This window comes from Paraburkholderia sp. EG286A, assembly GCF_040965375.1.
Classification (GTDB): Bacteria; Pseudomonadota; Gammaproteobacteria; order Burkholderiales; family Burkholderiaceae; genus Paraburkholderia.
On sequence record NZ_JBFRCB010000004.1, the window covers coordinates 154325 to 175326 of the forward strand.

Annotated in this window: 21 protein-coding genes; 5 read left to right on the top strand and 16 right to left on the bottom strand. The window is 66.1% G+C overall.

The features are described from left to right. Positions 1-40: 40 nt before the first annotated feature. Entirely contained in the window at positions 41-682 is a 642-nt protein-coding gene (locus tag AB4Y35_RS19550; RefSeq protein ID WP_368689950.1) for a glutamine cyclotransferase, read from the bottom strand. 35 nt (positions 683-717) lie between these two features. After that, entirely contained in the window at positions 718-1938 is a 1221-nt protein-coding gene (locus AB4Y35_RS19555; protein WP_368705537.1) for a helix-turn-helix domain-containing protein, read from the bottom strand. 149 nt (positions 1939-2087) lie between these two features. Here AB4Y35_RS19555 and AB4Y35_RS19560 point away from each other — a divergent pair, with 149 nt between their 5' ends. Beyond that, entirely contained in the window at positions 2088-2852 is a 765-nt protein-coding gene (locus AB4Y35_RS19560) for a DUF899 domain-containing protein (RefSeq protein WP_368705538.1), read from the top strand. 8 nt (positions 2853-2860) lie between these two features. Next, positions 2861-3670, top strand: a complete 810-nt coding sequence (locus tag AB4Y35_RS19565) for a DUF2182 domain-containing protein (protein WP_368705539.1) — start codon at positions 2861-2863, stop codon at positions 3668-3670. A gap of 234 nt (positions 3671-3904) precedes the next feature. Here AB4Y35_RS19565 and AB4Y35_RS19570 read toward each other — a convergent pair whose 3' ends face one another. The 10 genes from AB4Y35_RS19570 to AB4Y35_RS19615 all read right to left on the bottom strand — a co-directional run bounded on the left by AB4Y35_RS19570 (position 3905) and on the right by AB4Y35_RS19615 (position 13372). Continuing rightward, on the bottom strand, positions 3905-4273 hold the full coding sequence (locus AB4Y35_RS19570) for a BON domain-containing protein (protein ID WP_368689948.1): 369 nt from the start codon (positions 4271-4273) through the stop codon (positions 3905-3907). 32 nt (positions 4274-4305) lie between these two features. Next, complete coding sequence (locus tag AB4Y35_RS19575; RefSeq protein WP_368705540.1) at positions 4306-5496, bottom strand: porin; 1191 nt, start codon at positions 5494-5496, stop codon at positions 4306-4308. A gap of 109 nt (positions 5497-5605) precedes the next feature. Continuing rightward, positions 5606-7237 carry a 3-(methylthio)propionyl-CoA ligase gene (locus tag AB4Y35_RS19580; protein WP_368705541.1) on the bottom strand — a complete coding sequence of 544 codons (1632 nt, stop codon included), beginning with the start codon at positions 7235-7237 and terminating at the stop codon, positions 5606-5608. Between the two features lie 59 nt (positions 7238-7296). Then, positions 7297-7629: a Rieske (2Fe-2S) protein gene (locus tag AB4Y35_RS19585; protein WP_368705542.1), complete on the bottom strand. Its 333-nt coding sequence runs from the start codon at positions 7627-7629 to the stop codon at positions 7297-7299. 31 nt (positions 7630-7660) lie between these two features. Next, a complete protein-coding gene (locus AB4Y35_RS19590; RefSeq protein WP_368705543.1) occupies positions 7661-8371 on the bottom strand; it encodes a DsbA family oxidoreductase in 711 nt (236 codons plus the stop codon). Further along, positions 8358-8918: an RBBP9/YdeN family alpha/beta hydrolase gene (locus tag AB4Y35_RS19595; RefSeq protein WP_368705544.1), complete on the bottom strand. Its 561-nt coding sequence runs from the start codon at positions 8916-8918 to the stop codon at positions 8358-8360. The genes AB4Y35_RS19590 and AB4Y35_RS19595 overlap by 14 nt, the downstream gene beginning before the upstream one ends. 22 nt (positions 8919-8940) lie before the next feature. Then, on the bottom strand, positions 8941-9789 hold the full coding sequence (locus AB4Y35_RS19600; RefSeq protein WP_368705545.1) for a TauD/TfdA dioxygenase family protein: 849 nt from the start codon (positions 9787-9789) through the stop codon (positions 8941-8943). Positions 9790-9799: 10 nt separating this feature from the next. After that, entirely contained in the window at positions 9800-10780 is a 981-nt protein-coding gene (locus tag AB4Y35_RS19605) for a quinone oxidoreductase (protein WP_368705546.1), read from the bottom strand. A 74-nt stretch (positions 10781-10854) separates the two neighbouring features. Further along, a complete protein-coding gene (locus AB4Y35_RS19610) occupies positions 10855-12189 on the bottom strand; it encodes an MFS transporter (protein WP_368705547.1) in 1335 nt (444 codons plus the stop codon). Positions 12190-12316: 127 nt separating this feature from the next. After that, positions 12317-13372, bottom strand: a complete 1056-nt coding sequence (locus AB4Y35_RS19615) for a 3-keto-5-aminohexanoate cleavage protein (protein WP_324140444.1) — start codon at positions 13370-13372, stop codon at positions 12317-12319. Between the two features lie 246 nt (positions 13373-13618). Between AB4Y35_RS19615 and AB4Y35_RS19620 the strand changes: the two genes are divergently transcribed. Beyond that, positions 13619-14620 (top strand): AraC family transcriptional regulator, encoded by a 1002-nt coding sequence (locus tag AB4Y35_RS19620; RefSeq protein ID WP_368705548.1) that lies wholly within the window; start codon positions 13619-13621, stop codon positions 14618-14620. Positions 14621-14664: 44 nt separating this feature from the next. On the opposite strand, the gene AB4Y35_RS19625 is transcribed toward AB4Y35_RS19620, so the two are convergent. The 3 genes from AB4Y35_RS19625 to AB4Y35_RS19635 all read right to left on the bottom strand — a co-directional run bounded on the left by AB4Y35_RS19625 (position 14665) and on the right by AB4Y35_RS19635 (position 17445). Continuing rightward, a complete protein-coding gene (locus tag AB4Y35_RS19625; protein WP_368705549.1) occupies positions 14665-15306 on the bottom strand; it encodes a response regulator transcription factor in 642 nt (213 codons plus the stop codon). Continuing rightward, positions 15303-16601: a nitrogen regulation protein NR(II) gene (locus AB4Y35_RS19630; RefSeq protein WP_368705550.1), complete on the bottom strand. Its 1299-nt coding sequence runs from the start codon at positions 16599-16601 to the stop codon at positions 15303-15305. Before AB4Y35_RS19630 ends, AB4Y35_RS19625 begins: the two co-directional genes overlap by 4 nt. A 616-nt stretch (positions 16602-17217) precedes the next feature. Beyond that, the gene (locus AB4Y35_RS19635) at positions 17218-17445 is read right to left on the bottom strand and encodes a hypothetical protein (protein ID WP_368705551.1); all 228 of its coding nucleotides are present in this window, start codon (positions 17443-17445) and stop codon (positions 17218-17220) included. A 240-nt stretch (positions 17446-17685) separates the two neighbouring features. Here AB4Y35_RS19635 and AB4Y35_RS19640 point away from each other — a divergent pair, with 240 nt between their 5' ends. Both AB4Y35_RS19640 and AB4Y35_RS19645 read left to right on the top strand, forming a co-directional pair. Then, complete coding sequence (locus AB4Y35_RS19640; protein WP_368705552.1) at positions 17686-19209, top strand: DUF3300 domain-containing protein; 1524 nt, start codon at positions 17686-17688, stop codon at positions 19207-19209. An 11-nt stretch (positions 19210-19220) separates the two neighbouring features. Next, on the top strand, positions 19221-20138 hold the full coding sequence (locus AB4Y35_RS19645; RefSeq protein WP_368705553.1) for a DUF2950 domain-containing protein: 918 nt from the start codon (positions 19221-19223) through the stop codon (positions 20136-20138). Positions 20139-20168: 30 nt separating this feature from the next. On the opposite strand, the gene AB4Y35_RS19650 is transcribed toward AB4Y35_RS19645, so the two are convergent. Further along, complete coding sequence (locus AB4Y35_RS19650; RefSeq protein ID WP_368705554.1) at positions 20169-21002, bottom strand: hypothetical protein; 834 nt, start codon at positions 21000-21002, stop codon at positions 20169-20171.

Genomic DNA, 21002 nt, shown 5'->3' on the forward strand with positions numbered 1-21002 from the left:
TGCGAGCGGGTGCGTTCAAGCGTTTCGCGCGCCCGCTCGCCTAGCCCTCGCGCTTCGGCCGCCGCACCGCGCGAATCTTCCCGCTGTTGCCGCCGCCGCAGAAGAACTGCTCGCCGCCATCGGACTCCAGCCCCGAAACGGCGGTGCCCGGCGGCATGTCGAGCTGTTCCAGCACTTCGCCCGTGCCCGGATCGATGCGCCGCAAGTCGCTCTCGTCGCCTTCCCAGGTGCCGTGCCACAGTTCGCCGTCCACCCACGTCACGCCCGTGACGAAGCGGCTCGATTCGAGCGTGCGCAGGATCGCGCCCGTCTGCGGATCGACCTGATGGATCTTGCGCTCGCGATACACCCCGACCCAGAGCGTGCCGTCCGCCCACGCGAGTCCCGAGTCGCCGCCGCCTCCAGGCGCGGGAATCGTGGCAAGCACGCGGCCCGTTTCAGGGTCGATCTTGTGGATGCGGTCCTCGGCGATCTGAAACAGATGCCGGCCGTCGAACGCCGTGCCCGCGTGCGCCGCAATGTCGATCGAGCGCTGCGTCTGGCCGCTCTGCGGATCGAGCGACGCGATGCGCTCGCCCACGGCGAACCACACCTGCTTACCGTCGTACGAGACCCCGCCCACCTTCTCGATGCCGGGAAAAGGGCCGTACTCGCGGACGATTTCGGCAGTCGTTCGTTTCATGGTTTCCTCCTTGAATGACGGGACAGGCGTTCATCCTAGTCGCCTGGCAGCGGCGCGGGGAGTAACAAGGTCGTCGCGAATCCGGGGACGGGCGGCGTGGTCCAGCGGCGCGCGCGGCCGTAGCCGAACGACTGCACCTTGTCCTCCGCGGCGAGCGAGTCGAGCGCGCGCTGCACGGTGCGCTGGCTCGCGCCGAGCGCGAGCGCCAGCGCCGAACTCGACCACGATTCGCCGTCAGCGAGAAAAGCCAGCACGGCGGCGTGCTTTTCTTCCACGGGCCGCGCCAGCACCACCACTTCGCTCGCGTGGCGCGGCGCCAGCGCGAAGCCCTGCTGGGTCGCGCCGATCTCGGCCACGTCGCGCATCAGCGTGCGCAAGCGGCCGATTTCCACGCGCAGGCGGGCGCGGTGCGTTTCGTCGGCGTGCTTCGTGCGAAAGGCGCGGGCGATGAGCGCGTCGCGCGGCACGTCGGCGGGCCACGCCTCGGCGAGCGCGCGGGCGAGCACGAACAGCACGGGCCGTCTTGCGAGTTCGATGACGGTCGGGCCCTCGCGCGCGACGTAGCGGCACGCGTCCACGACGAGCGCCTTCGAGGCGAGCAGCGCCTCGACGTCTTCCAGCAGCAGCACCCGCTCTTCACCGCGCGCGATGAGGCGCGCAGCGGGCGAGGTCAACAGCAGCGCGGCGCTCTCGATCTCGGCGCTCAGCGCCGCGATGCCCGCCTGACGCGCGGCGCGCGCGGCCGCGGAGAGCGCGCGCCGCGCCGCCTGCGTCTGAATGCGCCGCATGGCAATGCCGGCGGCGATCAGTTCGTGCGCCGCGCGCAATGCGGGCGGCAGCGGCGCGGGATCGGCTTCGGCAAGCATGCCGCCGGCCTCGTCGAGGCGGCCGATGAGCAGCAACCGGCGAATTTCCAGGTAGCGCGCGTGCGCGGCATTGAGGCGGTCGCCATGGGCCTCGAGCGTTTGCCGCGCCGCAGCGAGCGTATCGGTCGGCCAGCCGAGATCGCGTGAGGCAAGCGCGATTTCGGCCTCGGCGACGACACAGCGTGCACGCGCCACGGCCTCGCGCGAGCCGAAGCCGCGCGCCGCGCTGCGCAGCAGCGCCTTGGCGCGCGCGAAGTCGCCGAGCTGCGCCATGGCGATGCCGCGCAGCGCGAGCGCGGGCGCGTCGTCGCGCAACGCGACCCGGTTCAGCGCGCCGAGCGGATCACCGGCGGCGAGCGCGCGCGCCGCCGCCGTGATCAACGAATCCATGGTCATGGGAATCCCGCCACACTTGTCACTCCCCCTCCTCCTCGGTCCGGACCTAATCTAACACGGCGATCAAACGAATCATCGATCGAACGGCATGGCGATGCGCGCAGCGCGCCACCACCATAGTGAATCCATAGGAGGACCAGGCAATGGCAACCCATACCACAGGAACGCGCGAAGACTGGCTTGCGGCGCGCATCGCACTGCTCGCCGCCGAGAAAGAACACACGCGCCGCGGCGACGCACTGGCGCAGCAACGCCAGGCGTTGCCGTGGGTGCGCGTCGACAAGACCTATCGCTTCGAAACCGAAGACGGCGGCGCCACGCTCGCCGATCTCTTCAAGGGGCGCTCGCAACTGCTCGTTTATCACTTCATGTTCGGACCGGATTACGCGGCGGGCTGTCCGTCGTGCTCGTCGATTGCGGATGGTTTCGAAGGCATCGCCGTGCATCTCGCGAATCACGACGTGCGGCTCATGGCGGTCTCGCGCGCGCCGCTCGCGAAACTGCTCAGCTACCGCAAGCGCATGGGATGGCATTTCCCGTGGGCCTCGTCGAGCGGCAACGACTTCAACTTCGATTTCAACGTGTCGTTCACCACGGCGCAGCAGCGCGCGGGCGACATCGAATACAACTACGCGCGCAGCGGCCAGGCCATGGACATGAATCCGCCGCCCGCCCCTGTTGCCGAGTTCGCGGCGAGCTGCGGCACCGACGCGGCGACCTACACGCGCGACCGTCCGGGCCTGAGCGCGTTCGTGCTCGAGGACGGCGTGGTCTATCACACGTACTCGACCTATGCGCGCGGCCTCGATGGTGTGTGGGGCATGTACCAGTGGCTCGACCGCGCGCCGAAGGGACGCAACGAGGCCGGCATCTGGTGGCACCGGCATGACGAGTACGCAGAGAGCTGAGGCGCATCATGGATAACGTCGGCATGACGGTACGGCTGCGCGGCGGTACACCGCGCGCGATTTTCTTTGGCGTTGCGTCGCTGGTCTGCGCGGCGAGCGCGGCGGCGACGTTCGTCTGGTGCGCTTCGATGCAGGCGATGGGTGGCACGCCGATGCCCGGCGGCTGGACGATGTCCACGCTCTGGACGCCCATGTGCGGACGCACCTGGTTCGACGCCGCCGTATCGTTTGCCGGCATGTGGAATGTGATGATGGTCGCAATGATGTTGCCCGCGGTCGCACCCGCTTTGTGGCGGTATTTCGAGGCGCTGGGCGACGCACGCGCAGCGCGTGCGGGTGGGATGACGGTGATGGCCGGTGCGGGTTACTTCTTCGTGTGGCTCGTAGTCGGGGGGCTCGTGTTCGCGGCGGGGGCGCAACTCACCGCGCTGGCCGTCGAGGCGCCAGCGCTAGCGCATAGCGCGCCGGCCCTGGCCGGTGTGGTCGTCGTGATGGCGGGCGTGCTGCAGTTCTCCGCGTGGAAAGCGCGGTGGCTTGCGTGCTGCGGGAACGTGCCGTCGTGCGGGCATGCGCGGTTCGATATGCAGGCTGCGCTGCGTCACGGCCTGAAGCTCGGCCGGCATTGCCTGTACTGCTGCGGAAATTTGATGGCGGCGCTGCTTGCGGCGGGCGTGATGGATCGGCCTGCGATGGCGCTGGTCGCGGCGGCGATCGCGGCGGAGCGGTGGATGCCGGGCGGCACAAGAGTCGCACGCGGGATTGGCGCGGCTGCGATTGCGGCGGGCCTGGTGATGCTGGTGCGGGCGTTGGCTGCATAAAAAAATCGCCGTTCCGCACTCGCGAAACGGCGATAAAACGCTCCGACTCTAACGTCGAACTCACGCCTCCAGACTCGCGCCTGCACACGAGTCTGATCGACGCTCCGGATTGTTATTAGCAGTCCGGAGTAACAGCAGGAGGCCGACTGGATTCAACCTCCGTGCTGCCGGGCGAAGCCCGGCGCGACCGGGGGGACTCCCGGCCTCACCGCACTCCGCGCCTCTGGTGGCGGCTCACATGCCGCCTAAAGGTTTCTGAACCGTCAGCTTGTTCGTCACCGAGGTCACGCCAGGAACGCCCCTGGCGATCTCGGCGGCTCTGTCGACCTGCGCCGCATCCGTGACCGTGCCATTGAGCGTAATCGCCCCATTTTTGGCACTGACGCCGATACTGCCGCCTTGAATTTCCTTGTGCTTCGCGAGCGCGCGGTACACCGCGCGCCGCAGCTTGGTGTTGCTCGGCGTCGCGGGTGCCTCGGTGCTGGCCGCCGCCGAGGCCGTGGCGCTGGGCGCGCTGGCCTCGGTTTGGGCCGAAGCGTTCAGGGACGCCGCGGCGAGCAGCGTGACGAGTGCAAGGCTGAGGGTCTTGTTAAATGTGTTCATTCCATACTCCAATGGTGGCTTCTGCTCGCGGCTTAAAAGGTATGGCGCAGGCCGACGTTGACAGCCGTGGTGTTGCGACCCGGGGCGACAGGCGTGCCGTAAATGAGCTCCTGGTTCATCTGGCCGCGGTTGGACACATAGCCGCCCTGGGCATAAACCAGCGTGCGTCCCGAGATGTTGTACTCGGCGCCGAGTACGTAGGCAGTCGACTGGTTCGAGTTGTTCCGGTTGTCCTTCAGGTAGTAGACGCCCGAAGTGACGTTGAGCGCCGGCGAGAAGCGATAGCCAAGACCGCCCGTCCACATGTCAAAATCACCGGAGACAACCAGTGACTTCGGCACCCCGTTCGTGTTGGCCGGATTGCGGCCGTTGGCGAACGAGCCCGAGACCGAGAGCCCGTGCCAGGTGTATTTCGCGCCGAAATAGATGAAGCGGTTGTTGTTCTGGCCGGTTGCCGGCGCGGCAGTCGGCGGGTTCGAGTACCCGTACGGGTTCGCATCGTGACCGTTGTAGTAGACGGCATCGGCGTTCAGGCCAAAGCCCGAGTACTTGAGAATGGCCGACTCGCGCGTGCCGCCCTGGGGCTGCCCTGCCACGCCGCCGGGCGCGTATTCGAGTGCAGTCGAAAGACCGTAAAACGACGGCGAGTTATAGACAATCGCATTGTCGTCGTAAAGCGCGCCAATCTGGGCATTCGTGTTGTTCCCCGCCCAGCCCGACATCGTGTTCATGGTCAGCCAGGCAGTCAGCGTGCTGCCGAAGTACTGCGCATTACGCACGTCCGTTTCGGCCATGGCGTAGGCCATCGGCGCAAACTGGCGGCCGAAGTCGATCTTGCCGAACGGACCCGAAAGGCCAATGGTGGTGACCTGGTTGAAAATCGCGCTCGCCGTTGCCGAGCTGTTCAGTCCCGTCTGCCCGTTGGAGCTGTTGAACGATCCCTGGAGCTTGAAGTTGGCCGCGTATCCGCCGCCAAGGTCTTCCCTGCCCTTCATGCCGAAGATGCTCGAGTAGATGCCGCCGTCCTTGAGCGCAAAGATAGAGCCCGCGTTGCCGTTGAATAGTTTGCCGCCCACTGTCTTGGGCGCGAAGGCATGCTGCGCCGACGTGCTCTGGTAAAGCAGACCGGAGTCCACCACGCCATAAAGCGTGACCGACGACTGCGCATGCGCCGCGCTGGCGAACAGGACCAGCGCTGCCACGCTGCCGAACTTCAATTTCATTGCCTCTCTCCGTGTGTGTGGCCGCCAGGTGGACCCGGCGTCTTTTGTTGTTGCCTGATGGGTATAACCTGAAGGGTATTGCCTGAATGAAACTCTGTGACCAGGGGCCTTAACCAGCTTGCAAATAATGGCCGCCGTACTGGTCGCGCAACTGGTTCTTGAGCACCTTGCCCGTCGCGCCGATCGGCACGGCGTCGATGAACAGCACGGCGTCGGGTTTCCACCATTTCGCCACGCGGCCGTCGAAGAACGTGAGCAGGTCGTCGGCTTCGAGCGCGCTGCCCGGTTTCTTCACGATCAGCAAGAGCGGCCGCTCGTCCCACTTCGGGTGGCGCGCCGCAGTGCACACCGCCGTCGCGACTTCGGGGTGCAGGCTCGCGACGTTCTCGATGTCGGCGGAGCTGATCCACTCGCCGCCGGACTTGATGACGTCCTTGCTGCGGTCCACGATCTGCATGAAACCGTCGGCATCGATCTTCGCTACGTCGCCGGTCGGGAACCAGCCGTCCTGCAGCGGCGAGGCGTAGTCGCCGCCGAAGTATTCGCTCGCGACCCAGTGGCCGCGCACCTGCAGGTCGCCGGCGGCATTGCCGTCCCAGGGCAGCTCCTCGCCCGCGGCGTCGACGATCTTCATATCGATGCCGAACACCGAGCGCCCCTGCTTCGCCTGCAGCGCATAGCGCTCGTCTTCGGCCAGTTCGGTCTGATGCGCCTTGAAGCTGCAAACCGTGCCGACCGGGCTCAGCTCGGTCATGCCCCATGCATGCAGGACGTCGACGTGATGGCGCTTCTGGAACGCCTGGGTCATTGCGGTCGGGCACGGCGCGCCGCCGATAATCGTCCGGCGCATGGAGGAAAACGAACCTGCTACCGACTCGACGTGCGAAAGCAGCCCTTGCCAGACCGTCGGTACGCCAGCCGACACCGTGACCTGCTCTTCCTCGATCAGTTGATACAGCGACTTGCCGTCGAGCGCCGGGCCCGGAAACACGAGCTTCGCGCCGGTCATGCAGGCGATGTACGGCAGGCCCCACGCATTCACATGGAACATCGGCACCACCGGCAGGATCGTGTCGCGCGCCGAGCAGTTCAGCGCGTCGGGCAGCGCCGCCGCGAAGGTGTGCAGCAGTGTCGAGCGGTGGCTATAGAGCACGCCTTTCGGGTTGCCGGTCGTGCCCGACGTATAGCAGAGCGACGAGGCGCTGTTTTCATCGAGCAGCGGCCATTCGAAAACGTCCTTGTGATTGTCGATCAGGTCCTCATAGCAGAGGAGTCTCGATCCAAGGCCATGGTTGCGCGGCATATGCGCGCGATCGGTCATGGCAATGAAGAACTTCGGCGTCGTCACGCGTGACGCGACGCTTTCGATGAGCGGCAGGAACGTGAGATCGAAGAAGATCACGCGGTCCTGCGCATGCTCGATGATGTACACGAGCTGGTCGGCATGCAGGCGCGGATTCAGCGTATGGAGCACGGCGCCCGAACCCGATACCGCGAAGTACAGCTCCATGTGACGGTAGCCATTCCATGCCAGCGTCGCCACACGCTCGCCCGGCGCAATGACGAGGCCCGACAGCGCATTCGCCATGCGGCGCGCGCGCTGCGCGAGATCCTGATAACGGTAGCGGTGAATATCGCCTTCCACACGGCGCGAGACGATTTCCCGCGCGCCGTGATGGCGTTCTGCGTGCTTGAGCAGCGAAGCAACCAGGAGCGGTTGCTCCATCATCAGACCTTGCATGGTTTGCTATCCTAAGTGACTTTTGTACGTGTGCGATTCTTGAATGCGATGCCGCGCGGCTATGCCTGGCTCGAAGCCGGCGTTTCCAGCACGCTCACCAGCAGCTTTCCTTCCACGGTACGCACCGGAAATGTCGTGAGCTTCAGCCCGCCCGCGCCCGGCATACAGCCGCTGCGCACGTCGAAGCGCAGTCCATGCGCCGGGCAGCGCACCACGCATCCTTCGAGCGGGCCGCTCGCGAGCGAGGCGCCGTTGTGGGGGCACGAATTGTCGATCGCGTGCAGCTGTCCTTCGATGTTGAACAGGACGATGCTGCGGCCATCGACGAAAACCAGCTTGCGCTCGCCCGGCGCAAGTTCGTCGGCCATGCCGACCGGTACTTCACGTGTCATTCCCGTTCCCCTCGCCTTCCTTCAGCTCGCTTCAGTGTTCGACCGCCAGCGCCATCGTGCCCGCCATCGCCACCGGCGAATACACGCCCGAGAGCGAATAACCCGTGTTGAACACGAAATACGGCACGCCGTTCACCTGCGGGTCGGCGTAGGGCACGCGCTGACCGGTCGGGTCCGCGAGGCGCTCCGACGCGGCCATGTGCGCCGCCAGGCTCTCGCGCTCGAGGCCGCACTCGAGACCGAGACGCTCGAGCACCGCGTAATCGCCGATGTTCTGGCCTTCCATGAAGTAGGCCTTGAGCACGCGGTCGATCAGCGCCGCGCTCTGTTCGCGCGTGCCGCGGCTCGCGGCAAACGTGACGAGGTCGTGTGCGGCGGCGGTGTTCGGCAGCACTTCGATGCGATCGAACGCGAACTCGACACCCGCGTCACGCCCCGCGCGCTGCACCTGTGCGCGCCGCGCAGCCACCGCTTCGGCGCTGCCCAGGCGGTCGCGATAGAACGTCTGATACGGCATGCCTTCGAGCGGCGTCCACGGCAGCAGCTGGTGCGAGCGCCACTGCACCCGCACGCGCACATCGGGCCGCGAATTCGCGAAACGCGCGACCGCTTCGTCCAGATTGCGCTTGCCGATCAGGCACCACGGGCAGATGAAGTCGAAGAAGGCTTCGATCGTCAGCACGGGCGGCTCGCCCGCGTCGCGACTCGCCTGCGCCGCCCACTTTTGATCAGACAAGTTCATGAATCAACATCTCCGCCATGGGCCATTCGCCAAAACCCGCTGCGGGGTTCAGGTGACCGACTTCGCCCAGGTCGACGAGGCTGCTGCCCCAGTCCTTCGCCATGGCTTCCACGCGCTCGAAGCTCGCGAGCGGGTCGTTGCGGCTTGCGCCCACGATGCTCGGGAATGGCAGCGGCTTGCGCGGAATCGGGTTCCAGCCGTGCTCGGCCAATGCATCGAATGCCGGGTAGCCCGGTGGCAGCGGCGTTTCGAGGTCGGCCGGCGCGGCGAGCAGCGCGCCGTGAATCTTGCGGCTGTGCTGCTGCGCCCAATGCACGGTGATCATCACGCCCGCGCTGTGCGCGACGAGAATGACGGGGCCGTCGATCTTCGCGAGCGCCGCGTCGAGCGCGGCCACGCGCGCCGCGCAGCTGAGCTTGTCGTGCTCGAGCGGCGGCACCGAAGCGGCGTTGGGCAGCTTTTGCTGCAGCAGCGTTTGCCAGTGCTCCGCCACGTGGTCGCGCAACCCCGGGACCATCAGGATGGTCGGTGTGGTCTTCAGCGTCATTTGTAAAGGTCTCCTGCGCGCTTCAGTACGGCCTGTCGCCGACGATGCCGGCGCGTTCCATCTTGCGGTGGCACGGCGGGTAGTCCATCACCGCATAGTGCTGGGTGCTGCGGTTGTCCCAGATCGCGATGCTGTTCGGCTTCCAGCGCCAGCGTACCTGGTACTCCGGAATATAGGCCTGGCTCACGAGATAGCGCAGCAGGTCGCCCGCGCCCGGATTGGCGTCCTGCCCGAAGCGCACGCGCTCGGGCGTGTGATAGTTCGTGAAGTGCGTCGTGAATGCGCTCACGAACAGCACTTTCTCTCCGGTCTCCGGATGCGTGCGCACCACCGGGTGTTCCGCATCGGGAAACTGCGCCTTCAAGGCATGGCGCTTCTCGATCGGCATGGCCGCGCCGAAGCTCGCCTCGATGCTGTGGCGCGCATACAGGCCGGCAATCTGCGCCTTGACGTGTTCCGGCAGCTTCTCGTAGGCGAGCACCATGTTCGCCCACATCGTGTCGCCGCCCACGGGCGGGCACTCCACGCAGCGCAGCACCGCGCCGAACTGCGGCGCCTCGCGCCAGGTAGCGTCCGCGTGCCACGCGTTTTCGTAGCGGTCGTTGGGCTGCTCCGGGTTCTTGTAGATGCGCACGAGGCCCGGATGCTCAGGGTCGCTGCCCGCCACCGGATGATCCTCCAGCTCGCCGAAGCGGCGCGCGAACGCCACGTGTTCGGTGCGCGTGATGTTCTGGTCGCGCAGGAACAGGACGCGGTGCTTGAGCAGCGCCGCGCGAATCTCGGCGAAGAGCCCGTCGTCGTGAACGGCATCGGCGAGATTCACGCCGGTCAGTTCCGCGCCGATGGCATAGGTCAGTTGTTCGACTTTCATGCTGCGCTCCTCAGATGACGAAGACCGACGACCCCGTCGTCTTGCGTGCTTCGAGGTCGCGATGCGCCTGCACCGCGTCTTCCAGCGCGTAACGCTGGTTCAGTTCGATCTTGATGCGGCCCGCCGCAACATGCCCGAACAGCTCGCCGGCCAGCTCGTTCTTCTCCGCGGGGTCGGCGATGTAGTCCGCCAGCGCCGGGCGCGTGAGATAGAGCGAGCCCTTCATCGCGAGGATCTGCGGATTGAACGGCGGAATCGGACCCGAAGCCGTGCCGACGCAAACCATCAGGCCGCGGCGCTTGAGCGAGTCGAGCGACGCCTCGAAGGTGTCCTTGCCCACGCTGTCGAACACCACGTTCACGCCCACGCCGTTGGTCAGTTCGCGCACGCGCTTCGCGACATCTTCGCGGCCGTAGTACACGATGTGATCGCAGCCATGCGCGCGCGCCACTTCGCCCTTCGCCTCGCTCGACACCGTGCCGATCACCGTGAGGCCCAGCAGCTTCGCCCACTGCGAGACGATCAGACCGACACCGCCTGCCGCTGCATGCAACAGGATCGTGTCGCCGGCCTTGAAGTCGTGGATGCGGCGCATGAGGTACGACGAGGTGAGGCCTCGCATGGTCATGCCGGCCGCCGTTTCGCACGCGATCGCGTCGGGCAGCTTGATGAGCGGGGCCGCCGGAATCAGGCGTTCGGTGCTGTACGCGCCGAGCGTGTTGATGAAGCCGGTGTAGGTCACGCGGTCGCCCACCGCCACGTTGCTCACTTCGGGGCCCACGGCCTCGACCACGCCCGCGGCTTCCACGCCCATGCCGGCAGGCAGCGGCACGGGGTACAGGCCGGAGCGGAAGTAGGTATCCGCGAAATTCAGGCCGACTGCCTCATGGCGCAGGCGGACCTGTCCGGGGCCGGGATCGCCCACTTCGACGCTCTCGTAGCGCAAGACTTCGGGACCGCCGGTTTCGTGGAAGCGCACTGCTTTCGCCATGTTCAATCTCCTATCCTTTACTCAAACGCATTGACTCGAACCCGGTCAAGCGGACTCAAACTGCCTGTTCAATTTCATCGTTGTGCGTGACCACCGGCTTCTTCGCGCAGTGCGTTCACACGATCCAGATCGACGGCGTAATTGCGCTTGCCGATCAGGAAAACCACTGCCGCCACGAGCGGCGCAAACGGTACGAGCTGCAGCGCGCCAAGCAGGCCGATATGGTCGGCGGCCATGCCCGTGAGCACCGCGGCGGGCGCGAGGCCGAGCAGGTTGTTCGCCAGCGTGAGCGTGGCGAACGCCGAGGCGTGGATCGAGGGCGGCGTGAGGTTCGCCACCATCGCGCCCGAGGGGCCCGCTGCGCCAGCGCAGAAGAACATGGCCGCGCCGATCAGTACCAGCTGTGCCGGGCCCGCCGGCATGCGCAAGCCGACCGCGAGCAGCGCGAAGCAGATCAGGCAGTACGCAATGGCAATGCTCCATTTGCGCGCGCCGTTATCCTTGCTGAAGCGGTCCGCGAGGTTGCCGCACACCACCATGCCAATGCCCGTCACCAGCACGAACAGCGCGGCGGTCGCGGCCGCTTTGCCGGTCGCCATGCCGTAGTAGCGGTTCAGAAAGCTCGGCAGCCAGCTCCACACGGCCGCCGGCACGAGCAGATGCACGCCGCTGCCCACATACGCGCACACCACGGAGCGCGTGGAAAACAGGCCCTTGAGCAGCGCGCGCAGGCTCATGCGCATGCCGAGGCCATTCGCCTCGCGGCTCACGCTTGCCGGCTGCAGCGGGGCAATGCGCTTTTCCGTGACGACGATGCGATAGATCACGACCAGCACGATCCCCATGACCGCCATCGCGCCAAACGCCGCGCGCCAGCCAAGCTGCGCCGCCACCGCACCGCCCAGCGCCATGCCCAGCACCGAGCCGAACGCGCCGCCCGCCATGAACGCGCCCGTAATCGTGGAGCGCAGACGCACCGGGAAAATACTCAACACAACGGCAATCCCCACGCTGCCATAAGCCGCTTCGCCGATGCCGACGAACGCGCGTGCAAGCAGCATTTCGCCGTAGTTCGTCGAGAGCGCGCAGCCAAGCGTGGCGATGCTCCACAGCGCCGCCATCAGGACGATGCTCTTCACGCGGCCCCAGCGGTCGGCGAGCACCGACAGCGGAAACGTGAGCACGCCCACCATCAGCGCGACCACGCTGCTCAGCGAGCCGAGCTGCGTGTCAGAAAGATTCCATGTGGTCTTGAGCAGCGGGAACACGGCATTCAGGACCTGCCGCGACATGTAATCCGAAAGCAGCAGCCCGACCGTCAAGGCGAACACCACCCACGCATAAGCGGGCACGCTCGTTCTGGTCGTCGTCAATTCGCCCGCGGTGGGCTCGGCATGCGTTGTAAGCATGGGTTGTCTCCGTGCTAGCCCGCTCTTCGTCGGGTTCCGTTGTTCTCTCAGGTCTGCCGGCGGCCGCAAGGCAAGCGCCAGACATCCGTTTCGAGGCCCGCGCCCGCGGCGCCGGGCCTCACTTCGATTACGCCGCGCGCAGCGGCAGGTTCTTCACGCCGGCCACGCGGTTCGGCGCCATGCCGTTGGCCGCGAGCGTTTCGTCGACCGTCTCGTACTGCACGCCGATGCGGTAGATCTCGCGCGCTTCCTTGCCCGTGGCAATTTCGCGGCCCAGTTCGCGCGCCACGCGCACGCACTGCTCGATCTGCTGCACCGACGTGAAGCGCTTGCCGTGCTGGTCGATGATCGTATCTTCAATGCCGCAGCGCGGGTGCAGGCCCATGGACATCGCCATCATGTTGAACGGCAGCACGTTCTTGAGCAGCGACTCGGCGGTGACGGTGCAGCCATCGGGCGCACGGTGCACGAAGTTGAAGAAGTTGAACGGGTTCGGGCCGTCGAAGCCGCCGCCGATGCCGATCCACGTGAGGTTCAGCGGCCCCTTGTACGCGCCCTTGCGCACGAGGCGGTCGAGCGTTTCGAGCGCGTGGATGCCCGTCAGCTGGAAGTGCGGCTGGATGCCCGAAGCCTGCAGGCGGCGCAGATGCTCCTCCACCCATGCCGGGCCGGCCGGCACCGTCATTTCGCTGTACGCGGCCATGAGCGCCGGATGCGCCAGCGACGTGCCCTCCAGGTATTCCGGATAGAGCAGCTCCATGATGTTCATCTGCGTGGTGTTGATCGCCACGGTCACCTGGTCCGGCTTCGGTTCGAGGTCGGCCAGCATGTGGCGCGTGTCGTCCGAAAGCCACTTGGCGGCCTGGCCATCGTCTTCCGGCGCGAACGAGATCGAGCCGCCCACCTGGATGATCATGTCCGGCACCGCAGCGCGCACGCCTGCGATCAGCTCGTTGAACTTCGACAGGCGCTTGGAGCCCTTGCCGTCGAGTTCGCGCACGTGCAGGTGCAGCACCGTTGCGCCCGCGTTGTAGCAGTCCACGGCCTTCTGGATCTGTTCTTCCATCGTCACCGGAATGTCTTCCGGGAAGTCTTCGGGCATCCATTCCGGGCCATACGGCGCGGTGGTAATCACAACCTTGTCCTGGTTCTCGGGGTGCAGCGAATCGTCGAGGAATTGCATCGTGTTCTCCAATATGGGTGACGGGATTTCAACGTTTGGCAACATGGCCAGGAGCCTGAAATACCGCTCGGAACGTGGCTGATCCGTTGAGATGCACGATACGGCAATCCTGCGCTACACTTTTCTGATCGCACGCCATCGTTTTAGCTTTTCGCGCCACCAGGCGTTAACACCGAGATAAGCGCAAGCCCATGTTTGGCGGGCTGAAGAAGCGCAACGAGGCTGCAGCAAAGAGGAGACACGACAATGGAAACGACGCTGAGCTCGGTCTCGCTGAGCGGCTATTTCGACGTGGCAAAGCGCGTGGGACTGAACCCGGTCGAGCTTGCCCACGAGACGGGCGTGGACGCCGCAGCGCTCGCGAACCCCGATCACCGCATTCCCGCCGCCGCCGCGTGCCGGTTGCTCGAGCGTTCGGCGGAAAAGGCGGCGTGCCCGACCTTCGCGCTGCAAATGGCCGAGACGCGCCACAAGTTCGGCACCGGCGTGGTCAACATTCTGCTCGCGCACAAGCGCACGCTGCGCGAGGTGCTGCTCGCCACGGCCGAATACCGGCACCTGCTCAACGAAGCGCTCGCGGTGTACGTCGAAGACGCGGGCGCAACCGTCACGATCCGCGAGGAACTGGTCGTCGATCCGGGCACGCCGACCTACCAGGCCATCGAACTCGCCGTGGGCGTGCTCGCGCGCCACTCCAGCGCGCTGCTGGGCGAGCACTGGAAACCGCGCGCGGTGCACTTCGTTCACCGGTCGCCGCCCAGCCTCACGTTTCACCGGCGTTTTTTCGGCTGTCCGCTGGAATTCGGCAGCGACTTCAACGGCATCGTCTGCACGGCCGCCGACCTCGACTACCCGAACCCCGCCGCCGACCCGGAACTGGTGCGCTACGCGGAAAGCCTCGCCGAATCGCTCAACGCGACGGGCGTCGATTCCACGGCGCTCGAAGTGCGCAAGGCGATCTACCTGCTGCTGCCGCTCGAGCAGGCCAGCGTCGAAGGCGTGGCCGCGCATCTGCGGCTGAGCGTGCGCACCATGCAGCGCCAGCTCGGGGTCGCCGATACGAGCTTCACGCGGCTCGTGGAGGAAGTGCGTGGCGAACTTGCCGTGCGCTACATGAGCAACCCGCGCTATCCCATCGGACGTGTGTCCGACCTGCTCGGCTACGCCCAGCAGGGCTCGTTCACGAACTGGTTCAGCGCACGCTTCGGCATGACGCCGCGCGACTGGCGCAATAGCCATTTGAAGTGACGGGACGACGGCGCGCGTGCCCTGCGCGCTGGTCCCCTGGTCCCTCAGCCCGTATGCGGAAGCGGGTGCAGCTCGGGCGCGTCGGCATCGAACGTGGTCATGAGCCGCACCAGATCGGCAAGCGAGTTCGCCTTCATCTTCTCCATGACGCGCGCCCGGTGAATCTTGATCGTTTTCTCCGCCGCGCCCAGCTCGTCGGCCACGAGCTTGTTCGGCCGGCCCGTCACCACGAGCGCCATGACCTCGCGCTCGCGCGGCGTGAGCTTTTCCACCCGGCGCTGGATCTCCGCGCGCTGCTCGCGCTGTTCGAACAGATGGCAGGCGAGTTCGAGCGCGCGCGACGTGGCTTCGAACAGCACCTGCGCGTCGATCGGCTTCGTCAGGAAATCCGACGCGCCCGCCTTCATCGCCCGCACCGCCGTATTCATGTCGCCGTGGCCCGAAACGAAGACGATCGGCACCCTGCCCTCGAGCTGCTGCTGCAATTCAATGCCGCTCAAGTCGGGCAACTGGAGATCGAGCAGCAGGCAGGCAGGCGCGCTCGCCAGGTCCGCGCCGCGCAGGAAGGCGCTGGCGCTGCCGTAGGCCTCCGCCGTGTAGCCGCCGGATCGCAGCAAGCGGCAGAGTGCGTTGCGAACGTGCTCGTCGTCGTCCACGACGAACACGATGGAAGCTGGCGAATTCATGGTGAAAAACGCGTAGTCGTCTGCACGCACGCGCCCTCCGCGGGAAGTTCGATATGGAACGTCAGGCCGCTATCGACGTTGCGCTCGGCCCAGAGCTGGCCGCCGTGCGCCATCACGATGGTGCGGCTGATGGAGAGGCCCAGACCCAGCCCTTGCGGCTTGGACGTCATGAACGGCTTGAACAGCGTGACGAGCCGGTCGGCGTCGACACCCGGCCCATGATCGCGGATGGCGAGGCGCACCTTGCCGCGATCCTCGCTCGCCGTGACGACGATGCACACCCGGCGGTCTTCCGCGCGGCAGTCATGCACCGCATCGAGCGCATTCAGCAGCAGATTGACGAGCACCTGCTGCAGTTGAACCGCATCGCCATGCACTTGCGGCAGGCCGTCGTCGATGCGCGCGCCCACTGCCGCGCCACAGGTCTCCGTCTCGCGGCGCAGCAGGCGCACCACGTCGCGCACGAGGCTGCCGACATCGACCGGGCACAGTTCGGGCGGCTCGCAGCGCGCGGACTGGCGCATCTTGCGGATGATCGCGTGCGCCCGCGTGCTGTCGGATACGACCTCGCCAAGCAGTTCCCGCAGGTCGCTCATGGCCGGCGGGCTCTGGGCGAGAAACCGCTGCGCCGCCTGCGCGTTGCTGAGAATGGCCGTGAGCGGCTGGTCGACTTCGTGCGCCAGCGCGGCAGCCATGTCGCCCACTTCGGACGCCCGTTCCCGACGCAGCCGGCGTGGCTCGCTGCTGGACACCGCGAGCGTCGTGTCGTGACTTTCCGGTTCGATGACGACCACCATGCGCGCCGTGGGACCGGCCGCGAGCGACGCCGAAGCGCTCACATGCACGTCGATATCGGCGCCGTTCTTCGAGCGCGCGATGGCCACGCGCGTCACGCTATGCGGCAGTCCGTCCGCGGACTTCAGTGCGCCGAACGATACGGGGCGCGCGTCTCTACGCCAGGCCACGAGCACGTTTTCGATGCGCATGCCGGTCAACTCGCCCAGGGCGTAGCCGAGCACGCGGGTGGCCATGCCATTGGCCCATGCGACGCTGCCCGCTTCGTCGATCACGAGCGCCGCCGCGGGCACGACTTCGAGAACGCTGTGCAGGCTTTGCGCAATGGCCTGCGTGGCCTGCGCCGTTGCGTGGCCGGTGTTGCGAGCGGCCAAAGCCTTCCCGTTCGGAAGCGTGCGCGGCTTGATCCTGTCGAGCCACGCCAGCAGGCTGGCCGCTGCGTGCTCGGCTCTCGATCTGTTCAGTTTTAGTTTTTCGTTCCCCATGTCTGCCCTGATCACGGTGTCCTCCGGCTACGCTGCCCTGCTGCGGCAGCCTGCGAAACGTTTCAAACGCTTCAGCGCCCAGGCGGGGCGGATTTGACGAGCACCAGAATTCCGGCCATTCGCGGGGCAGGCTGCGCCCCAATACTGACTACCGCCTACTTTTGATTTTCGAAGAATGCTCCGGCAGTTGCGGAGAATGAGTCAGTCATTGAAGAAAAGAACGGATGGGATCATGATTGCGGAACCGCGTCACTTACGCTTTCACCGCGCGTTTATTATATGAAAGAAATTGCCGATGATTCGTTCCGTGCGCAATTGTTTTCGATAACTTTTTCCGCATACAACGCCTTTCAAGCGCTCCATGCCTTGAATGCGCTTTCACCGGCCTATATACACTGACTATTAGCCGGAAATATTTGCGAACGTTTTATTTGATTTCTGTAAATGGCTCGCGCAATCACTTCTATTCAATATGAATAGCGAACCATGCTGGTTGTTGCTTGAATTATCTATTCTGTTTTTTATGAAATAGCCGTAGCCATTATTTCGATCTGGAAATGAATGCGCTAAATGGCCGTGCAGGATCCGTCACAGCTCGAGCGCGTGACGGCTCGTTGGGCGCCGTTGTCGATCAAGGCGCCGAGGCCGGGGCGGCTGCACTCGCCGCATGATGCTGCGTCGAATTTTGCTGACCGTGTTGCTGGGACTGGTTCGAGCGGGCCTTGTGCTCTGCTTTCCGCTGCACGTCCCGCATCTGCTTCGTACCCATCGTTCCCGCTTGCGCAAATACTTCAGACATGAAGGCGGGCGCACACAGCAGGAGCACCACCGCACACAGCGCAGCAAAACGCATTTTCATTTGGGATCTCCAGGTACCGGCGCTGCCACCCTCGACGAGTGAATAGCATCATTGCGCCGCCATTGCGGTGTCAATAGGACTCTGGTCCGATTGCCAGCACAGAGTGCCTTACCGGACTATACCCGTGGGGCTCTCCGCCTCGCCACACTCGAACAAGAATGCGCGCGCACGCGCTCGCCCCTTCACGTTGTCGCTATCCGTCCCGCAGTCCGGTTGAGCAAACGAATGGAAGGATCGGCCATGACCTCATGGATCAAACAACGCACGTACACGCTCTGCCTGCTCGTGCTCGCGTTGCTCGTGGCAGGCGCTCAGGCGGTGCGCGCGCAAGACGCGCCGCAGCCCGCCCCCTATAAACCCGAGGAGCTCGAGGCGCTGGTCGCGCCCATTGCGCTCTATCCCGATTCGGTGCTCGCGCAAGTCCTGATGGCATCGACCTACCCGCTCGAGATCGTGCACGCGGCGCGCTGGGTCAAGGAGCACCCGAAGCTGAAGGGCGACGAAGCCGTGAAAGCCGTGCAGGACCAGCCGTGGGACACGAGCGTGAAATCGCTCGTCGCGTTCCCGCAGGCGCTCGAGCCGATGAACGACAAGCTCGACTGGACCCAGAAGCTCGGTGACGCCTTCCTCGCCCAGGAAAAGGATGTGCTCGCCGCGGTACAGCGCCTGCGTGCACGCGCGCAGGACTCGGGCAACCTGAAGAGCAACGAGCAGCAGAAGGTCGTGGTCGAACAGCCGCCGGCGCAAGGCGGCCAGACCAGCCAGACCATCGTGAAGATCGAGCCTGCCAACCCCGAGGTGATCTACGTGCCCGCGTACAACCCCACGGTCGTGTACGGCGCGTGGAGCTACCCGGCCTACCCGCCGTACGCCTGGCCGCCCTATCCCGCCTACTATCCCGGCGGCGCGCTGATGACCGGCTTCGCGTGGGGCGTCGGGCTCGCCGCCGCCGGTGCGATCTTCGGCAACTGCAACTGGGGCGGCGGCGACGTCAACATCAACGTGGACAAGGCGCGCAACGTCAATCGCAACTTCGACAGCACGAAGGTCCAGGGAGGCAAGTGGCAGCACGATTCGAGCCACCGCCAGGGCGTTGCCTACCGTGACAATGCCACGCGCGAGAAATTCGGCAACAACGTGGCGGGCGCCGACGGCCGCCGCGACTATCGCGGCCGCAACGGCCAGAACGGCGCCAGCGTGGCCGATCGCGGCAACCGCACGGGCGGCGGTGCAGGCGGCCAGGGCCTGGGCAATGGCAACCGCGGGAATCAGGGCAATCTCGGCAATCGCGGGGGCCCGGGCAATAACGCGAGTGTGGGCAACCGCGCGAACATCGCCGACAACGGAGCGGGTGGCAATCGCGGGAATCCTGGCAATAGCGGCGCCGGAGGTAACCGCGGGAATCTCGGCGATAACGGCGCCGGCGGCAATCGTGGGAACATCGCCGACAACGGAGCGGGCGGCAATCGCGGGAACATCGGTAATAACGGTGCCGCAGGCAATCGCGGCGGCATGGCTAACAATGCCGGCGGGAGCAATCGCGTGAGTACCGGGGCAGGCGGCGGGTATGGCGGCGGCGGTGGCGGGAGCTACGGCGGCGGTGGCGGCCGCGATGGCGCCTTCCAGGGTGTGGGCGGCGGCGGTGCCACCCAGCGCGACGCGAGTCGCGGCCGCTCCAGCATGCAATCTTCAGGGTTCAATCGTCCGAGCGGCGGCGGCGGGATGCGCGGCGGCGGCGGCGGTCGTGGCGGCGGCAGACGCTAGGGAGAACGGCCATGAACAGACATGAGTTTCTCCGTCCGGCTGCATCGGCTGCAGTCGCAGCGGCGATTGCCATTGCACTCCTCGCGTACGCGCCGCGGCCTTGCGCGGCCGCCGGACAAAACACCTTCGCTACGCCCGACGCGGCGATGGCCGCGTTCGGGGACGCCGTGGCCGGCAACGACGAAGCGGAACTGCGCACGCTCTTTGGCGCCGATTTCCGCCAGCTCATCCCGCCGGTCGGTGCGGAGATCCGCGACAAATTCCTGAGTGAATGGCAGACCTCGCACGCCATTCAGGATACCGATGCAAATCACGCGATGATCGCCGTTGGCGACGACGGCTGGACCTTTCCGGTCCCGCTCGTCAAAACCGCCCAGGGCTGGCACTTCGACACGCACGCCGGAGTCGAGGAAATGCGCGTGCGCCGCATCGGCCGCAACGAACTTGCCGTGATGCAGACGATGCTCGCGGTCTACGACGCGCAGCGCGAATATGCGCAAACCTATCACGACGGCAGCAACATGCTGGTCTACGCCAGCAAGCTCGCGAGTACGCCGGGCAAGCAGGACGGGCTGTACTGGCCGACCGGCCCCGACGCCACGCCGAGCCCGCTAGGCGTCGCATTCCTCAAGGCCGGCGCGCGCAACGCCGAAAACGCCGGTTACTACGGCTACCACTACAAGCTGCTGACCTCGCAGGGTCCGCACGCGCCCGGCGGCGCGTATAACTACATGGTCGACAACAAGCTGTTCGGCGGCTTCGGCGTCGTTGCGTGGCCGGTGCGGTACGGCGACACGGGTATCAAGACATTCATGGTGAGCCACGACGGCCAGGTCTACGAACGCGATCTCGGCCCGGAAGGCGCGGCGAAAGCCGAAGCGATGACGTCTTTCGATCCGGGTCCGGGCTGGTCGAAGGCTTCGCCGTGACACGCAACACCGCCACAGCGCCACTGCGTGTCAGGGCGCGTGGGCGGGTTGGGGGGCAGGCGTTCGCGCCGGTGCGTCTTCGCCGAGCATGTAGAGCAGTAGCGCATCGCGGTCGGGAGCGCTCATGGCCGCCGTCGAGCGCATGAGCACCGCGCTCGCCCAGCAGATATCGGCCATCGTGGCGTCCGGCCCGCCGTTCGTGACGCGCTCGAGCCGCGCCACGGACTGCGGATCGCCAGCAAGCGCGGCGTTGACCGCGTCGTCCAGATGCCGCAGCGCCCGCTCGTACGCCACGGGCGCGGGCAGCGTGACCGGCGCGGCGAGCACGGAACGGACCACCACGCGATAAAGCAACGAGAAATATTCGGCCGTGTCGGCATCGCTCATGCTGCCGATCGAAATGCTCTGGCCAATGTCCTGCACGCTCGCCATGCCCTGGCAATTGCCGCGCGCCGCGCGGCCCATGTATTTCGCGAGCAGTGTGAAGTACGCGAGCCGGTCCTGCGGCGTCAGGCGCGCAATGCCGCCGCGGATCAGGCGCTCGCGCGCCGCGTCGTCGCGCAGCCGCGCCTCGAGGCCCGCCACGCCGCCGGGCACCGCAACCGCTACGGCCGGGTCCGCACGCAGCCGGTAGAACCAGGCTTCGACGATGCGCGCCTTGATCGTCTCCTGCTCCACGCCGGCCTCGCGCAACGCGACCGCGCTCTGCGCGGACGTCGGCTCGGCGGGCGCGACCACGTAATCGAGCACCGCGAAGAGTCCCGCTGGCGTGTCCTCGTTGCGCGGCACGCTGCCCGACGCATCGTGGCCGGCCAGCGCCAGCGCCGCGGTCAGTGCGAAAAACGCACAACGCAACGTCTTCAT

Excerpts from the sequence above, each read along its gene's own strand:
- AB4Y35_RS19550 (WP_368689950.1), bottom strand. The coding sequence starts at position 682 with ATGAAACGAACGACTGCCGAAATCGTCCGCGAGTACGGCCCTTTTCCC.
- AB4Y35_RS19555 (WP_368705537.1), bottom strand. The coding sequence starts at position 1,938 with ATGGATTCGTTGATCACGGCGGCGGCGCGCGCGCTCGCCGCCGGTGAT.
- AB4Y35_RS19560 (WP_368705538.1), top strand. The coding sequence starts at position 2,088 with ATGGCAACCCATACCACAGGAACGCGCGAAGACTGGCTTGCGGCGCGC.
- AB4Y35_RS19565 (WP_368705539.1), top strand. The coding sequence starts at position 2,861 with ATGGATAACGTCGGCATGACGGTACGGCTGCGCGGCGGTACACCGCGC.
- AB4Y35_RS19570 (WP_368689948.1), bottom strand. The coding sequence starts at position 4,273 with ATGAACACATTTAACAAGACCCTCAGCCTTGCACTCGTCACGCTGCTC.
- AB4Y35_RS19575 (WP_368705540.1), bottom strand. The coding sequence starts at position 5,496 with ATGAAATTGAAGTTCGGCAGCGTGGCAGCGCTGGTCCTGTTCGCCAGC.
- AB4Y35_RS19580 (WP_368705541.1), bottom strand. The coding sequence starts at position 7,237 with ATGCAAGGTCTGATGATGGAGCAACCGCTCCTGGTTGCTTCGCTGCTC.
- AB4Y35_RS19585 (WP_368705542.1), bottom strand. The coding sequence starts at position 7,629 with ATGACACGTGAAGTACCGGTCGGCATGGCCGACGAACTTGCGCCGGGC.
- AB4Y35_RS19590 (WP_368705543.1), bottom strand. The coding sequence starts at position 8,371 with ATGAACTTGTCTGATCAAAAGTGGGCGGCGCAGGCGAGTCGCGACGCG.
- AB4Y35_RS19595 (WP_368705544.1), bottom strand. The coding sequence starts at position 8,918 with ATGACGCTGAAGACCACACCGACCATCCTGATGGTCCCGGGGTTGCGC.
- AB4Y35_RS19600 (WP_368705545.1), bottom strand. The coding sequence starts at position 9,789 with ATGAAAGTCGAACAACTGACCTATGCCATCGGCGCGGAACTGACCGGC.
- AB4Y35_RS19605 (WP_368705546.1), bottom strand. The coding sequence starts at position 10,780 with ATGGCGAAAGCAGTGCGCTTCCACGAAACCGGCGGTCCCGAAGTCTTG.
- AB4Y35_RS19610 (WP_368705547.1), bottom strand. The coding sequence starts at position 12,189 with ATGCTTACAACGCATGCCGAGCCCACCGCGGGCGAATTGACGACGACC.
- AB4Y35_RS19615 (WP_324140444.1), bottom strand. The coding sequence starts at position 13,372 with ATGCAATTCCTCGACGATTCGCTGCACCCCGAGAACCAGGACAAGGTT.
- AB4Y35_RS19620 (WP_368705548.1), top strand. The coding sequence starts at position 13,619 with ATGGAAACGACGCTGAGCTCGGTCTCGCTGAGCGGCTATTTCGACGTG.
- AB4Y35_RS19625 (WP_368705549.1), bottom strand. The coding sequence starts at position 15,306 with ATGAATTCGCCAGCTTCCATCGTGTTCGTCGTGGACGACGACGAGCAC.
- AB4Y35_RS19635 (WP_368705551.1), bottom strand. The coding sequence starts at position 17,445 with ATGAAAATGCGTTTTGCTGCGCTGTGTGCGGTGGTGCTCCTGCTGTGT.
- AB4Y35_RS19640 (WP_368705552.1), top strand. The coding sequence starts at position 17,686 with ATGACCTCATGGATCAAACAACGCACGTACACGCTCTGCCTGCTCGTG.
- AB4Y35_RS19645 (WP_368705553.1), top strand. The coding sequence starts at position 19,221 with ATGAACAGACATGAGTTTCTCCGTCCGGCTGCATCGGCTGCAGTCGCA.
- AB4Y35_RS19650 (WP_368705554.1), bottom strand. The coding sequence starts at position 21,002 with ATGAAGACGTTGCGTTGTGCGTTTTTCGCACTGACCGCGGCGCTGGCG.